General features: G+C 63.7%; 15 protein-coding genes. 6 read left to right on the top strand and 9 right to left on the bottom strand.

Annotated features, from left to right (window positions below):
* Nucleotides 1-66: 66 nt before the first annotated feature.
* From M1D44_RS23590 to M1D44_RS23575, 4 genes are all read left to right on the top strand, one after another.
* Nucleotides 67-708, top strand: a complete 642-nt coding sequence (locus M1D44_RS23590) for a helix-turn-helix transcriptional regulator (RefSeq protein ID WP_024978353.1) — start codon at nucleotides 67-69, stop codon at nucleotides 706-708.
* Nucleotides 705-1,673, top strand: coding sequence for a threo-3-hydroxy-L-aspartate ammonia-lyase (locus M1D44_RS23585; protein WP_316852561.1), 969 nt, complete (start codon nucleotides 705-707; stop codon nucleotides 1,671-1,673). Before M1D44_RS23590 ends, M1D44_RS23585 begins: the two co-directional genes overlap by 4 nt.
* Complete coding sequence (locus M1D44_RS23580; RefSeq protein ID WP_024978355.1) at nucleotides 1,670-2,083, top strand: RidA family protein; 414 nt, start codon at nucleotides 1,670-1,672, stop codon at nucleotides 2,081-2,083. Before M1D44_RS23585 ends, M1D44_RS23580 begins: the two co-directional genes overlap by 4 nt.
* A gap of 150 nt (nucleotides 2,084-2,233) precedes the next feature.
* Nucleotides 2,234-3,115: a flagellar brake protein gene (locus tag M1D44_RS23575; protein ID WP_316852560.1), complete on the top strand. Its 882-nt coding sequence runs from the start codon at nucleotides 2,234-2,236 to the stop codon at nucleotides 3,113-3,115.
* Nucleotides 3,116-3,119: 4 nt separating this feature from the next.
* Here M1D44_RS23575 and M1D44_RS23570 read toward each other — a convergent pair whose 3' ends face one another.
* On the bottom strand, nucleotides 3,120-4,004 hold the full coding sequence (locus tag M1D44_RS23570; protein ID WP_024978357.1) for a LysR family transcriptional regulator: 885 nt from the start codon (nucleotides 4,002-4,004) through the stop codon (nucleotides 3,120-3,122).
* Nucleotides 4,005-4,117: 113 nt separating this feature from the next.
* Here M1D44_RS23570 and M1D44_RS23565 point away from each other — a divergent pair, with 113 nt between their 5' ends.
* Complete coding sequence (locus M1D44_RS23565) at nucleotides 4,118-4,555, top strand: multidrug/biocide efflux PACE transporter (RefSeq protein WP_024978358.1); 438 nt, start codon at nucleotides 4,118-4,120, stop codon at nucleotides 4,553-4,555.
* Nucleotides 4,556-4,669: 114 nt separating this feature from the next.
* On the top strand, nucleotides 4,670-5,311 hold the full coding sequence (locus tag M1D44_RS23560) for a helix-turn-helix transcriptional regulator (protein ID WP_112188483.1): 642 nt from the start codon (nucleotides 4,670-4,672) through the stop codon (nucleotides 5,309-5,311).
* A 17-nt stretch (nucleotides 5,312-5,328) separates the two neighbouring features.
* Here M1D44_RS23560 and M1D44_RS23555 read toward each other — a convergent pair whose 3' ends face one another.
* The 8 genes from M1D44_RS23555 to M1D44_RS23520 all read right to left on the bottom strand — a co-directional run bounded on the left by M1D44_RS23555 (nucleotide 5,329) and on the right by M1D44_RS23520 (nucleotide 12,910).
* Nucleotides 5,329-5,547 carry a DUF1059 domain-containing protein gene (locus tag M1D44_RS23555; protein WP_024978360.1) on the bottom strand — a complete coding sequence of 73 codons (219 nt, stop codon included), beginning with the start codon at nucleotides 5,545-5,547 and terminating at the stop codon, nucleotides 5,329-5,331.
* Between the two features lie 137 nt (nucleotides 5,548-5,684).
* The gene (locus tag M1D44_RS23550; protein WP_316852559.1) at nucleotides 5,685-6,215 is read right to left on the bottom strand and encodes a DUF3455 domain-containing protein; all 531 of its coding nucleotides are present in this window, start codon (nucleotides 6,213-6,215) and stop codon (nucleotides 5,685-5,687) included.
* A 29-nt stretch (nucleotides 6,216-6,244) separates the two neighbouring features.
* Complete coding sequence (locus tag M1D44_RS23545) at nucleotides 6,245-6,643, bottom strand: DUF488 domain-containing protein (RefSeq protein WP_024978362.1); 399 nt, start codon at nucleotides 6,641-6,643, stop codon at nucleotides 6,245-6,247.
* Nucleotides 6,644-6,697: 54 nt separating this feature from the next.
* Nucleotides 6,698-7,726 carry an ABC transporter substrate-binding protein gene (locus tag M1D44_RS23540; protein WP_112188479.1) on the bottom strand — a complete coding sequence of 343 codons (1,029 nt, stop codon included), beginning with the start codon at nucleotides 7,724-7,726 and terminating at the stop codon, nucleotides 6,698-6,700.
* 293 nt (nucleotides 7,727-8,019) lie between these two features.
* A complete protein-coding gene (locus M1D44_RS23535) occupies nucleotides 8,020-8,916 on the bottom strand; it encodes an ABC transporter permease (RefSeq protein WP_024978364.1) in 897 nt (298 codons plus the stop codon).
* Complete coding sequence (locus M1D44_RS23530; RefSeq protein WP_024978365.1) at nucleotides 8,906-9,700, bottom strand: ABC transporter ATP-binding protein; 795 nt, start codon at nucleotides 9,698-9,700, stop codon at nucleotides 8,906-8,908. The genes M1D44_RS23535 and M1D44_RS23530 overlap by 11 nt, the downstream gene beginning before the upstream one ends.
* Before the next feature lie 54 nt (nucleotides 9,701-9,754).
* Entirely contained in the window at nucleotides 9,755-10,477 is a 723-nt protein-coding gene (locus M1D44_RS23525) for a GntR family transcriptional regulator (RefSeq protein WP_024978366.1), read from the bottom strand.
* Between the two features lie 156 nt (nucleotides 10,478-10,633).
* The gene (locus M1D44_RS23520) at nucleotides 10,634-12,910 is read right to left on the bottom strand and encodes a nitric-oxide reductase large subunit (RefSeq protein WP_024978367.1); all 2,277 of its coding nucleotides are present in this window, start codon (nucleotides 12,908-12,910) and stop codon (nucleotides 10,634-10,636) included.
* Nucleotides 12,911-12,938: the final 28 nt, after the last annotated feature.

Below are 12,938 nucleotides of genomic sequence, written 5' to 3'. Positions count from 1 at the left end.
GCGCGCTGTCAGGGCGGCTCCTGTGGTATTGACGAAATGTCAGTAATTGACGTATCGTCAATACCCATGAAGTCCGTTGAAGAAAACCGCCTTTTGCTGCGCGAAGGCCGCAAGATCGTCGAGGCGCTGGGCAAGACGCTGGCGCCGCTGGTGGAAGTCGTCCTGCACGACCTGACCGATCCCGATCATTCCGTCGTCGCCATCGCCAACAACTTGTCCGGCCGCCAGGTGGGCGACGCCGTGACCGAGCTGGGACTCGCGCGCCTGGCCGATCCGGACTTCCCGGAAGTCATCGAGAACTACGCCAACCGGTTTCCTGACGGGCGCCCGGCGAAGAGCACATCGATCGGATTGAAGAACAGCCGTGGCGACTACGTGGCCGCCATCTGCCTGAACATGGACGTCTCCATGCTGAACGCGGTGACAACCGGCCTCACGCAACTGATGCGCGTTGACGTGGCCGCGCCGCCGGTGCCCGAGTCTCTGGCACCGCGCCGCGTTGAAGAAGTGCGTGGCGCACTCGAACGCTTTGCCGCTGCGCGCAACACCACGCCCATGGCCATGACGCTCGACCAGCGCCGCGAAGCCATGCGTGAACTCGCTGCCAGCGGCCTGCTGAACTTGCGCCGCGCACTGACCGAAGTCGCCCAGACGCTCGGCGTGGCGCGCTCCACCGTCTACACCTACCTTCCCGAGAACCTCGCATGAGCCTGCCCATTTCCTACGACGATGTTGTTGCCGCCCACGCGCGCTTGCAAGGCGTTGCCCACAAGACGCCCGTGCTGACGTCAGCAACCGCCAATGCCATGACCGGCGCCGAGCTGTTCTTCAAGGCCGAGAGCTTCCAGCGCATGGGTGCGTTCAAGTTTCGCGGCGCGTATAACGCGCTGTCGCAATTCACGCCGGAGCAGCGCAAGGCGGGCGTCATCACGTTTTCGTCTGGCAACCACGCGCAGGCGATTGCACTGTCGGCCAGGCTGCTGGGCATGCGCGCTGTCATCGTCATGCCCAAGGACGCGCCTGTCGTGAAGGTGGAAGCCACGCGCGGCTACGGCGGTGAGGTGGTCTTCTTCGACCGCTACACCGAAGACCGTGAAGCCATCGGCCGCAAGCTGGCGGAAGAACACGGTCTCACGCTGATCCCTCCGTACGACCATCCGCACGTGATGGCCGGGCAGGGCACCGCGGCCAAGGAACTGATCGAAGAGGTCGGCCCGCTGGATGTGCTGCTGGCCCCGCTGGGCGGTGGCGGCCTGCTCTCCGGCTGTGCCACGGCGGCGCGCGCGCTGAACCCCGCGTGCAAGATCTTCGGTGTGGAACCGGAAGCCGGCAACGACGGCCAGCAGAGCTTTCGCAAGGGCGAGATCGTCCATATCGATACGCCCAAGACGTTGGCCGATGGCGCGCAGACGCAGCACCTGGGTAACTACACGTTTGCCGTGATTCGCGAACTGGTCGACGACATCGTCACCGTAAGCGATGCGGAACTGGTGAGCGCCATGCAATTCTTCGCGTCGCGCATGAAGGCGGTGGTTGAGCCCACCGGCTGCCTCGCCGCCGCAGCCGTACTCACCGGCAAGGTCGATGTGCGTGGCAAGCGTGTCGGCGTGATTCTCTCGGGCGGCAATGTCGATTTGCAGCACTTCGCCAAGCTGGTGCTGGAGGCGGCATGAGCAGCCACGGCCAAGCCGCCCCCAGCGGCGCTCGCTACGTCAACGCGCCGGATTTGCGTCCGCCGGCGGGGCACTATTCGCACGCGGTCTGCGCCAATGGCTTCGTGTTTGTGGCTGGGCAGATTCCGGTTACGCCGGCGGGCGAAAAGCTCGTCGATGCACCATTCGAGACGCAGGTGCGCCAAGTGCTGTCCAACCTTGACGCCGTGCTTGCCGCGGCCGGCACCGACCGCTCGCGCCTGGTGCAGGTGCGCGTGTACGTGACCGACATGGAAACGCATTGGCCGGCGTTCGATGCTCTGTATCGCGCGTGGATCGGCGAACTGCGGCCCGCACGCGCCGTGGTGCCCGTGCCCACGCTGCATTACGGTCTGGCAGTTGAAATCGAGGCGACGGCACTGGCGGTGTGATGCAAACGCTTGTCGTTGATGTGCGTCAGGCAGGCAGGGTTCGCGCGAGTTGATCTCCGCCCGTTTGCCCGCCATTGTTGCAGAATGGCCGGTATGCCTGCCGTGGCATATGCCTATGCCCGGCCCAGACGCACAGATCCATCGCCCCTCATGACCCAACCAAAAACGCGCCAGCTTACCCAGGAAGACGTGCCGGTCGGCCAGCCGCTGCCGTTCCCGCTGGCCGATAGCGTAGGCCACTTGCTGCTGCCCGCTGGTGCCGTGGTGCCGGATGCCGAAGACGTGCGCCTGCTGTTTCATCATGGTCCTGTGCTGGCGTTGGACGAAAGCAGTGACGTTGCACCCACCGTAGCCGCAGCGCCGGCCGAAACGAAACCCCGCCTCGGGTCGACGGGCCTAAGCGTGGGCAACGTCCTGCAAGTGCAGGAAAAATCTGCTCCGTTGCGCGGGTTGCTGCCGTGTCGCCTGATCGGCTACATCGAAGGCGAGGCGGTGTTCGTCACGCAGCCGGCTGACGGTAAGCGCACGCTGCGCCCGGAGGTACGGGACATTCTCTTGCTGCGCGGATTCTCGGGCCGCGCGGTCGTCACCATGATGTGCAGCGTGGTATCGGTGGGGCAGTTCCCCTCGCCGTATCTGGTGCTGTCTGCGCCGATCAAGATGCAGAAGATGCCGCTGCGCCGTGCCAAGCGTGTGCAGGTACGGATCGGTGCCCGCTTGCGCCCCGAAGGGCAGGCGGCGTCAGCGGCAGATCGCGTGGCGGTGATCCGCGATATCTGCCTGAATGGCGCGCTTGTGCAAAGCGCCAGCGCGGCGTTTCAGGCCGGCGACCGGCTGATTCTCGATTTCAGTGCTTACGTCGATGGGCAGTTGGAGTCGTTTTCGCTGACGGGCCGCGTGGCGAGCGGGTCGCCTGCCCTGGGGGCGCCTGCTTCTGCGTTTCCGTCATTTGGCATGGAGTTTTCGCTGTCGAAGGAGCAGACAGCGCAGCTGTCGCATCTGATCATCGATCGGCTGGACGAAAACGCGTGAGCGCCTAGCCCGCCAGCATCGTCTCCAGCAGCCACGCGCCTGCCTGCCCAAGCGTGCGATTGCGTGACCATACCGCGTCGACTGGCACGAGGCGGGGCCAGCCGCGCGCACGCACTTCATGCAACCGGTCTGCCGCTAAGTGATCCACCAGCCAGCGCGGCAACTCCGTCCAGCCGAAGCCCAGCACCGCCATTTCAAGCAGCATCAGATAGCTCGGCGCAGACCATCGGCGAGCGCTGCGCACGGGCACTGCGTCGGCACGCGGCCCAGCCCGGTCGACGAAGGTGTTCAGCCGCAGTTCGCGTGCCTCGCGCAGGATTGCGTGCGGCACTTCCTCGTCGCCATATCGGGCGAGCGGGTGCTGCAGCCCGACGAACAGTCCGATCTCCGATTGCTCTGCAATGGTTGCCCACCCGACGTCGGCCGGATAGGCCGCCTGCGCGGCCACCAAGCCGATCTGGGCGCGGCCCAACTGGATGATGTCGACCACGTCTTCGTGTTCGGCGATCAGGCATTCGAGTTCGAGGTCGGGGTAGCGCTGCTCAAGCGTGGCGAGCGTTTGTTCATAGCGGTCGGACTGGTAAGTGTCTGACACCACGAGCGTCAGGCGCGCTTCCAGACCGCCAGCCATCTGCGCGGCCAGGCGGTCCATTTGCGCGCTGGCGTCAAGCACGCGACGCACTTGCGTGAACATGGCACGGCCCGCCTCGGTCAGCGTCGGCTGGCGCGTGCTGCGGTCGAATAACGTCAGGCCAAGATCGATCTCCAGGTTGGCGATTGCCTCGCTGATGGTGGATTGCCGCTTGCCCAGTTTGCGGGCCGCCGCCGAGAACGAACCCAGCGTGGCGGCTTCGGCAAAGGCGAGCAGGGCTTCCGGGGAGTGGCGCATCGGAACCTAAGAGTGGGGAGTTCCTATCAATGTATCGGAAAAACCGATAGTAGGAAACTGGCTAAAGCGGCTTGCGCCGATGAAAATGACGTCTGCTTTTGGAGGTAATCGCAATGCAAGTCTCATACAAAACGCCAGCCGAGCGTCTCGTACATGCGCTGTCGTTCGAACTGATTGCCATGCTCATCTGTGCGCCCCTGTTTAGTTGGCTGATGGATTTGCCGTTGGCTGAAATGGGTGTCATGACCCTCATGTTTGCCGCGGTGGCGATGGTTTGGAACATGGTGTTCAACGCCATCTTCGAACGCGTGGAGCGTCGCTACCGGCTTTCGCGCACCGTGATCCTGCGGGTGGTGCATGCCTGTCTGTTCGAAGGCGGGCTGGTTTTGATGCTGGTGCCGCTGGCCGCCTGGTGGCTGGACGTGGGCCTGTGGGAAGCCTTTGTGCTCGACGTCGGCATCATGCTGCTGTTCCTGCCGTACACGTTCTTCTTCAACTTCGCGTACGACCATCTGCGTGCACGCTGGATGTCGCGCCGTGTGCTGGCCTGATGTAAAGACGGGTCTAGGGCAAAAGGGGCAGTGCGGGAGGTCATGCGCTTCCTATAATGAAGTCCCCTTCAAGACGGGCGCCGCGGTCGCAAGCCGCGGCGCCCGTATTCCTTCATGCTGCGTCTTTCTGTCTCGTCACCTCATGCCTTGGCAACCGTGCTGCGCCAGTGCTACGTAGCAGCCTGCGGTGGCGATGCCGTGGGCGTGATGAACGTGCTGCGCGATGCGTGCGGCGCAGACCATGCTGCGGCCATGATCCGGTGGCGCGTCGATGGAAGGTGGCATTGGGCGGCATCGCGTGGCGCATGCTCGGCCGATGTGCTGCTGCATGCGGTGCGTGGTGATCGCGTTCACGCCTGGCAGGTAGCCGATGCCGAAGTGCGCGGCGCGGTGTGGCTCGATTACCGCAAGGCAGGCGTGCCGCAACCCATGCAGCAGGGCGCGGCGCCACAAGCCCTGCTGCCGCACTTTGCGCAAGCCCTGCCGTTGTGCTGGCAACGCGTTGCGGCACGCACCGGTATCTCGCCTGCGCAGCCGGCCAGCCTGTGGCTGACCGATGCATTCCACCTGACGCGCCGCGAAGCCGATGTGGCAGATTTGCTGGCAAGCGGCTCCGACCCTGCCTGTATTGCGCGTACGCTGGGTATTTCACTCGACACGGTGCGCACGCACCTCAAGCACGTCTATCGCAAGACCAACACGCACAGCCAGTGCGATGTGGTGCGGCTGATGCTGGCGCTGTCGGCGCGTCGGTAGCGGCGGTCACGTTTTGATCAGGCAGCGGCCATCTTTGGTGGCGCCACGGCTGGGGTGCCGTCCTGGAAAAGGGTTTGCAGTTGCGCCCGCAACTCGGGCGAATCGGTGTGCTTGTGCACGGAAACGGCATGCTGCACAGCCGCCTCCAGCAATTCGGCATCGCTGTCGGCGCTGATGGCGACCGAGCAGTTGGTCTCGCTGGGGAAGGCGCGGCAATCGATGTAGCGGCGGCCCATGGCGTGCTCCTCGAATGACAAATGACGACGGCGCGACGCGGTGAACCACCGGTCGTGCGTCTCTTCGTTATAGGGTTGCCAAGGAAGCCCGTCGTCCCCCGTATGGGGTAGCGGCACCGACCTCTGAGAGCGGTGCGTCAGTCGAGGAAGACGTATTGCGCCAGGTACGGGCTGCGGCCTTCCTGGCCTTCTTCCGTGCAGGGCTGTGCGGGTGCGATGCCGCCGTGGGTCTGCAGCCGCTGCACGTAGCGCACACTGCTCAACAGGCCCACGCCGCCAACCTTGGTAGCTTGCAACAGCAGCAGCGGAATGGCACCGGCTTCTGAGGTGTTGGACACCTGCTGCAAGACTTTCCCTGTGATCTTGCTGCCGTCGGAGGCTTCCCAGCTGGGGCCTGCTCCGTGTTTGACGACGAGCTTGCCGCTGGCATCGTAGAGCTCCGCCAGCGGTGCCTTGAAGGCCCACGCCAGAGGCTTGTCGCCGTCCCGTTTGCAAACGTAGATTTGCACCCCCGTGGCCGATAGCGTGGCGACGATGTGGTGTGCATCGGCTGGCTGGAGCGCGGCGGGCACACTTTGCGCCATGACTGTCTGCGCGCTGGTCATTGCCAGTGCGAGCAGAAGGGCAGATGCGGTGCGGTGGCGAAACGTTCGAGGCAGGCTGGTCATGGTCTTCCTTGTATAAGTGGTGTGCTTGTTCACGGAGCCAGCTTCGCCCCACGTTCCTTCAACAACTCGCGCAGTACCGAGCGGTGGCAATGCGCTTCATCCTCGCAATAGCAGCCGATCGACAGATGGGTCTGGTGCGAGAGCGCGGCCAGCATGTCGAGCAATCGTGCCGCATCACCGTCGCGCATTTCGGTGCGGAAGTGGCGCACGAAGGTTTGCCAGCCCTTCTCATCGTGCGCACTCTGTGCGGCCTGTGCCTGCTTGACGAGTTCGGGCGTGGGCGAGAGCAGCGGCATCCACACGTCGTAGAAATCGCGGCTGGCGAATTCCTCCTTGGGCACGCCACGAGGTGGGCGCCGCACGGTGCCGATGCGCAAGCCTTCATCGGGGTGACGCGGCTCGCCGAGCCGGACGATGCGTAGTGCCATGGAATGCCTCCGTGCGGATGCTGCGTGCTGCTCGTTGTGCTCAGGCGTTTCGCGTTACGAACCCTGCCGGTTCTGCACCGTCGGGAAGAAGACATCCTTCCACGACGCGGGCTTGTTCTTGAGCGTGCCCACGCGCTGCATGAACTCAGCATAGTGGGCGACGCCCACCGGCGTGGTCGTGAAGCGCGAATCCGGATCGTCCAGAATCTTCTTCACTTCTTCCGGCGAACTCTTCACTTTCGACTGCGCAATGTAGATCTGCGCGGCTTTGGTCTTGTCTTTGGCGATGAGGGCGTTGGCTTCATCCAGCGCGGCCACGAATGCCGCCGATAGCTTCGGGTTGGCCTCGTAAAACTTCTTGCTGGTGTAAGTCATGTCCAGCGTGATGTTGCCCAGTACGTCGACCGTGTTGAACACGCGGTGCAGGCCGGGCGCCGCGGCCTCGGTGTACGAGAACGGCGGCGAAGCCATGTGGCTGTTGATCTGGCTGCCGCCGGCCAGCATGACAGCGGTGGCGTCGGGGTGCGGCAGCGGCACGGTGATCGGGTCAAGCTTGTTGAACTGCTTGTCGCCGAAGGTCTTGGCAGCAGCCATTTGCAGCACCACGGCCGGCAGCGAGGTCTTGATGCCGGGCACGGCAATGCGGTCCTTGTCGGAGAAATCTGCCAGCGTCTTCACGTTCGGGTTGCGCGTCATCAGATACATCGATGACGAACTGAGCGACGACAGCCCGCGCACTTCCATCGCGCTGCCGCGCGTCTTGTCCCACAGCGTGAGGAAGCCCGGCACACCCAGCGAGGCGATGTCGAGCGCGCCCGAGAGCATGGCGTCGTTGATGACGTTGCCACCATCAAGGATGCGGTAGTTGACCTTCACGTCACCCAGGCCGGCGGCCTTGGCCTGCTTCTCCAGCAGGTGTTCGCTGGCCATCACCATGATGGGCAGGTAGAGGATGCCGTAGCCGTGGGAGATGCGGACTTCGTTGGCTTCGGCATGTGCGGTGCTGATGGTGCCGCCTAGGAGCGATGCGGCCAGCGTGGCGGCCATGGTGAAACGGAGGATGTTGCGGCGGGGCTGCTGCATTTGTTGTCTCCTTGTTGCTCTGTTGGTCTTTATGTTTGTTGGTGGTGCATTTCTTGTTTCATCCCCTGCCGGGGCTGACTCACTTTCTTTGTCTTGCCAAAGAAAGTAAGCAAAGAAAGGCGCGCCCGATGCGGCGAAAGACTCCTTGAATTTCCGTGACCGTGCGGAGAAGGAGGCAAACTCGCTTCGCTCAAACAGGCCTCCTTCTTTTTTCCGCCCGCTCACAAAAATTCAAGGCGCCGCATAGGGCAGGGTACGGCCAAACCGTCTGGGCGCTTGCGTTGCGCCAATGCTTAGTTCTGCATGCCCCAGCGTTTGACGGTGCGGGCTTCCAGCGTGCGGAACACCAGGTTCTCCACGAGCAGGCCGATGATGATGACGGTCAGCAGGCCGGCGAACACTTCGGGAATCTGCAGTTGGTTCTTGTTCTCGTAGATGTACCAGCCGAGGCCGCCTTGGCCGGAACTCACGCCAAACACGAGTTCCGATGCTATCAACGTGCGCCATGCGAAGGCCCAGCCGATCTTCAGGCCCGTGAGGATGGACGGGAACGCGGCCGGGATCAGGATCTTGGTCAGATACCCCATGCCCGAGAGCCCGTAGTTGCGGCCCACCATGCGCAGCGTGTTCGATACCGACAGGAAGCCGGCATGCGTGTTGAGCGACACCGCCCACACCACGGAATGCACGATCACGAAGATCAAGCTGCCGTTGCCCAGGCCAAACCACACGAGCGCGATTGGCAGCAGGGCGATGGCCGGCAGGGGGTTGAACATCGCGGTGAGCGTTTCCAGAAAATCTTGCCCGAGCCGGTTGCTGATACCCAGAACCACCAATGCACACGACAGCGCCAGGCCCAGCGCATAGCCCGCCAGCAGCGTTTGCATCGACGTGCCGATGCGAGCAAACAGCGTGCCGCTGGCCAGCCCTGCCCACAGCGCCTGCACGGTGTCGGAGAAGGTCGGCATCAGCAGCGGGTTGTCGAGCCAGCGTGCACCGCCTTCCCACACGAGTGCCAGCACGACGAGGATCACGAGCTTGCGCAGCCACGCCTGCTCGTACAGGCGCTCAGCAATGGAGAGCGGTTTTTCCACCACGCCGATGCGCTCGAACGCCACGGGCGTGCTGTAGACGGGCGCGCGATTGCTGATGTCGGTGGTGGCCGGCATGGAAAGGGTTTCAGTCTGCATGGGTTTCCTCTACCGTGCGGGCGAACAGCATGTCGTGAATCTCGGCTTCTAGCGCTTTGAAGCGCTCAGGATCGTCATCGTCGCGCGCCAGGCTCGGTAGTTCGGCACGCACCTGGCCGGGATGCGGCGAGAGAATCAGGATGCGGCTGCCGCAGCGGATCGCCTCTGGAATCGAGTGCGTGACGAACAGCACGGTGAAGCGCGTTTCATCCCACAGCTGCAGCAGCTCGTCCTGCATCTTGCGGCGCGTGAGCGCATCGAGCGCGGCGAAGGGCTCGTCCATCAGCAGCACGTCGGGTTCCATCGCCATGCCGCGCGCGATGGCTACGCGTTGCTTCATCCCGCCCGACAGCATGTGCGGGTGGTGGTCGGCAAACTTGGTGAGATTGACCTTGTTGATGTAGTGCAGGGCGCGTTCTTCGGCTTCACGCGGGCCCAGCTTGCCCGTGGAGAGCAGCGGGAACAGCACGTTCTCTTTCACCGTCTTCCATGGCAGAAGCTGGTCGAACTCCTGGAACACCATCATGCGATCCGGGCCAGGCTTGGTCACTGGCTGGCCCTTCAGGCGGATCTCGCCTTCGGTGGGCGTGAGGTAGCCACCGATGGCTTTGAGCAATGTCGATTTACCGCAGCCCGACGGGCCCAGCAGGATGTAGCGCTCGCCGGGATAGACCTGAAAGTCGACGCGGTAGGTGGCCGTCACCAGATGCTGGCGTGTCTTGTACTGCAGCGTGACGCCGCGCACATCCAGCAGCGGTGGGGCCGTCGATGAGTTGGCCTGCATGATGTTGTCTCCTGTGTGTGTTTTTTTTCGGTATGGATTGCAGCGTCTCGGGCGCTACCGGATATCCACGTGGTACCGGAAGTGCGCCGCCGCGCCGCGCGAGCGCCGCCATTCAAGCGGCACCCGGTCGTAGCCGCGCGCAACGCGTTCGATGACCATCACCGGATCGCCGGGCTGGATGCGCAGGAGCCGCGCATACGTTGCATTGACGGCCTCGGCGGTGAGCGTTTCTTCGGCGCTGGCGATGATCTGGCCGCAGTGGGATTCGTACAGCGGATACAGCAGGTCGCCAAACGCGTCGAGTTCCAGCGTGGCGAGCGGCGCAAAACGGTCGTACGGCAACCAGATTTCTTCGGCGAGCATTGGCGCGCCATCCAGCAGGCGCAGCCGGGTCAGGCGAATGACGGGTGAGCCGGTTTCAATCTGCAGGCCCGCAGCCGGTGCAGAAGGCGCATCGAGCACGTCGCGTTTGAGAATGCGGCTTTCGGGAATGCGCCGCTCGCCGCTTTCACTCTGGAAGCGGAAGAAGCGGAACAAGGAGCTGGCAAAACTGGCGCGCCGCACGAAGGTGCCGCGGCCCTGGAAGCGTTCGAGCAGCCCTTCGGCCACCAATACGTCTACGGCTTTACGGACTGTGCCGACCGCCACGTTGTACGTCTTGGCAAGCTCGGCTTCGGTCGGGATGGCGTCGCCCGGGCGCCAGTGCTGTTGGGCGATCTGCGCGGCCAGATCGTCGCGCAATTGCTGATAGCGGGGTAGGCGGAGATCGGCGGGCATGGGTATCGAAAGTGGTCAACTATTCATCTATATGACTCGTCATTGTAGGGAGCTTGAAGGCGGGGGGCATTACAGGAAAACCCGCAGGGCCCGGTCGGATGATCGACACGGGCCCTGCGGGTTTTGGGAGGACTGCTGGGTTATGGATTCACGCGATTAACGCGTCGCGCGAGCCGAAGCCGGCAGCGGTTCGGTCTGTTGTGCCTTCGGACGGCGCAGCAGCCGCAGCGCATACCAAGCCAGCACAAGCGCACCGATGGCGAACACGATGTCACCCGGCACACGCAGCCAGACCAGCGTTTCCATCACTTTCGAGTGGACCACTTCCGGCGAGCGGGCGTACCACATGCCCTTGGTGACGCTGGCCCAGGCCTGGTAGATACCGGCCGGCAACAGCGACATGAACACCATCATTGCCAGGCCGATGTTCAGGCCCCAGAACGCGGGCTTGAGCAGGCGATCGGCATGCAGGCTGCGCGCATACAGGCCGCGCAGGCAGAACAGCATCAGGCCGATACCGAGCATGCCGTACACCCCGAACAGCGCAGCGTGCCCGTGGGCGGCCGTCATGTTCAGACCCTGCACGTAGTACAGCGAAGCGGGCGGGTTGATGGCGAAGCCGAGCAGGCCGGCACCGACGGTGTTCCAGAAGCCCACGGCCACGAAGCACAGCACGGGCCACTTGTAGGCGTTGAGCCACGGCGTGCCTTGCGTGCGGCGATAGTTCTGCAGCGCTTCGAGCCCGATCAGCGAAAGCGGCACCACTTCCAGCGCAGAGAACACTGCGCCCACCGAGATGATCGAGGTCGGCGTCCCCGTGAAGTACAAGTGATGCAGCGTGCCCAGAATGCCGCCGAACAGGAACACGATCGTTTCAGCCACGATGGCGCGGTTGGCGCTGCTGGCGCGAATCAGGCCCAGGCGCGTGAAGATGAGCGCGATGACGGCGGTGGCGAACACTTCAAAGAAGCCCTCGACCCACAGGTGGACGAGCCACCAGCGCCAGTACTCGATCATCGAATAGTGCGTGTGTTGACCCCACACCAGCGACGTCGAATAGAAGCCGCCGATACACGTGGCCGACAGGAACACCATGGCGATCAGCCCGCGCGATTCCGACGGCGTCTTCAATGCCGGCCACAGCGCGCGGCCGAGCAGCACCACCCAGAACAGCAGGCCGATGAACAACAGGATCTGCCACACGCGGCCCATGCTGGTGTATTCCAGCCCCTGGTTGCCGACCCAGAAGCCGAAGTCCGCACCGCGATGTTGCAGCGTGCCAAGCCAGCCGGTGGCGATGGAGCCCACCACGATAAAGATCAGCGCCCAGAACAGCACATCAACGCCCAGCTTCTGGAACTTCGGTTCACGCCCCGACAGCAGCGGCGCAATGTACAGGCCCGTGGCCAGCCACGCCGTGGCAATCCACAGCACGCCCAGTTGCGTGTGCACCGTGCGGCTGATCACGTACGGCAGCACCTGCGCCAGGGGAATCCCGAAGAACGATTCACCTTCCACCGCATAGTGCGCGGTGATGGCGCCCATGCCGATCTGCACCAGCATCAGGCCGATCACGGCAAAGAAGTACTTGCGCGTGGCCTTCATCGAGGGCGTGGCGACCACGTTGAGGAACGGATCGGCCGGCAGCGGCGCAGCTTCCTCTTCGTGCTTGCTGCTGCCGTGCAGCCACAGCATGGCGGCAATACCGCCCAGCAGCAGCACGATGCTGACCATCGACCACATGGCGGCACCGCCGGTCATGGTGTTGCCCACGAGCGGTTCATGCGGCCAGTTGCTCGTGTACGAGATGTCGGTCTCGCCCGGGCGGTCGGCAGCGGCGGCCCACGACGTCCAGAAGAAGAACGCCGCCAGGGCTTCGCGATCGGCCGCCTCCGGCAGCACACCGGTGGCCATGGCGTATTGATCACGCAACGTTGCCAGCGACGGATCGGTGCCGAACAGGGCCTCGAAGTGTTGCGCCACACCGCGGATTGCATCTGCGCGCTCGCGCGACACGGTCAGGATGTCGTGATTTGCGTCGTACGTATTGCGGCGCATTTCTTCCTTCACGCTGGCGTCGACGGCGGCTTGCTGCACGGTCGTCAACGGCGCATCGGTATCGAACTGCTGATGCGCGCGGATGGCTTGCAGCGCCGTGGCTTCACGGTGAAGCCAATCGGCAGACCAGTCAGGCGCAACGTAGCTGCCGTGGCCCCAGACGGTGCCAAGCTGCTGGCCGCCGGCTGCCAGCCAGGCTTCTTGGCCGCGCTGGATTTGTTCGCCGGTAAAGAGCACCTCGCCCACAGAGGTGACAACAGCATGCGGAATCGGCGGCGCTGCCAGATAGATCTGCCGGCCCAGATAGCCCAATGCTCCGAACGACAGGATGAAGATCAGGCCTAGCCACCGCCACAGCCTTTGGTTGTTTTTCATGACAAGGTTCCTTGCAGGATGCGATCGG

The sequence above is a fragment of the Ralstonia sp. SA306 genome (assembly GCF_054792405.1).
Note: the sequence above shows the minus strand (reverse complement) of the source record. Positions and strands in the feature narration are given on the sequence as shown.

Coding starts and splice junctions, on each gene's coding strand:
- M1D44_RS23580 (WP_024978355.1), top strand. CDS start 1,670: ATGAGCAGCCACGGCCAAGCCGCCCCCAGCGGCGCTCGCTACGTCAAC.
- M1D44_RS23520 (WP_024978367.1), bottom strand. CDS start 12,910: ATGAAAAACAACCAAAGGCTGTGGCGGTGGCTAGGCCTGATCTTCATC.
- M1D44_RS23575 (WP_316852560.1), top strand. CDS start 2,234: ATGACCCAACCAAAAACGCGCCAGCTTACCCAGGAAGACGTGCCGGTC.
- M1D44_RS23590 (WP_024978353.1), top strand. CDS start 67: ATGAAGTCCGTTGAAGAAAACCGCCTTTTGCTGCGCGAAGGCCGCAAG.
- M1D44_RS23545 (WP_024978362.1), bottom strand. CDS start 6,643: ATGGCACTACGCATCGTCCGGCTCGGCGAGCCGCGTCACCCCGATGAA.
- M1D44_RS23525 (WP_024978366.1), bottom strand. CDS start 10,477: ATGCCCGCCGATCTCCGCCTACCCCGCTATCAGCAATTGCGCGACGAT.
- M1D44_RS23535 (WP_024978364.1), bottom strand. CDS start 8,916: ATGCAGACTGAAACCCTTTCCATGCCGGCCACCACCGACATCAGCAAT.
- M1D44_RS23555 (WP_024978360.1), bottom strand. CDS start 5,547: ATGGGCCGCCGCTACATCGATTGCCGCGCCTTCCCCAGCGAGACCAAC.
- M1D44_RS23530 (WP_024978365.1), bottom strand. CDS start 9,700: ATGCAGGCCAACTCATCGACGGCCCCACCGCTGCTGGATGTGCGCGGC.
- M1D44_RS23560 (WP_112188483.1), top strand. CDS start 4,670: ATGCTGCGTCTTTCTGTCTCGTCACCTCATGCCTTGGCAACCGTGCTG.
- M1D44_RS23540 (WP_112188479.1), bottom strand. CDS start 7,726: ATGCAGCAGCCCCGCCGCAACATCCTCCGTTTCACCATGGCCGCCACG.
- M1D44_RS23585 (WP_316852561.1), top strand. CDS start 705: ATGAGCCTGCCCATTTCCTACGACGATGTTGTTGCCGCCCACGCGCGC.
- M1D44_RS23570 (WP_024978357.1), bottom strand. CDS start 4,004: ATGCGCCACTCCCCGGAAGCCCTGCTCGCCTTTGCCGAAGCCGCCACG.
- M1D44_RS23565 (WP_024978358.1), top strand. CDS start 4,118: ATGCAAGTCTCATACAAAACGCCAGCCGAGCGTCTCGTACATGCGCTG.
- M1D44_RS23550 (WP_316852559.1), bottom strand. CDS start 6,215: ATGACCAGCCTGCCTCGAACGTTTCGCCACCGCACCGCATCTGCCCTT.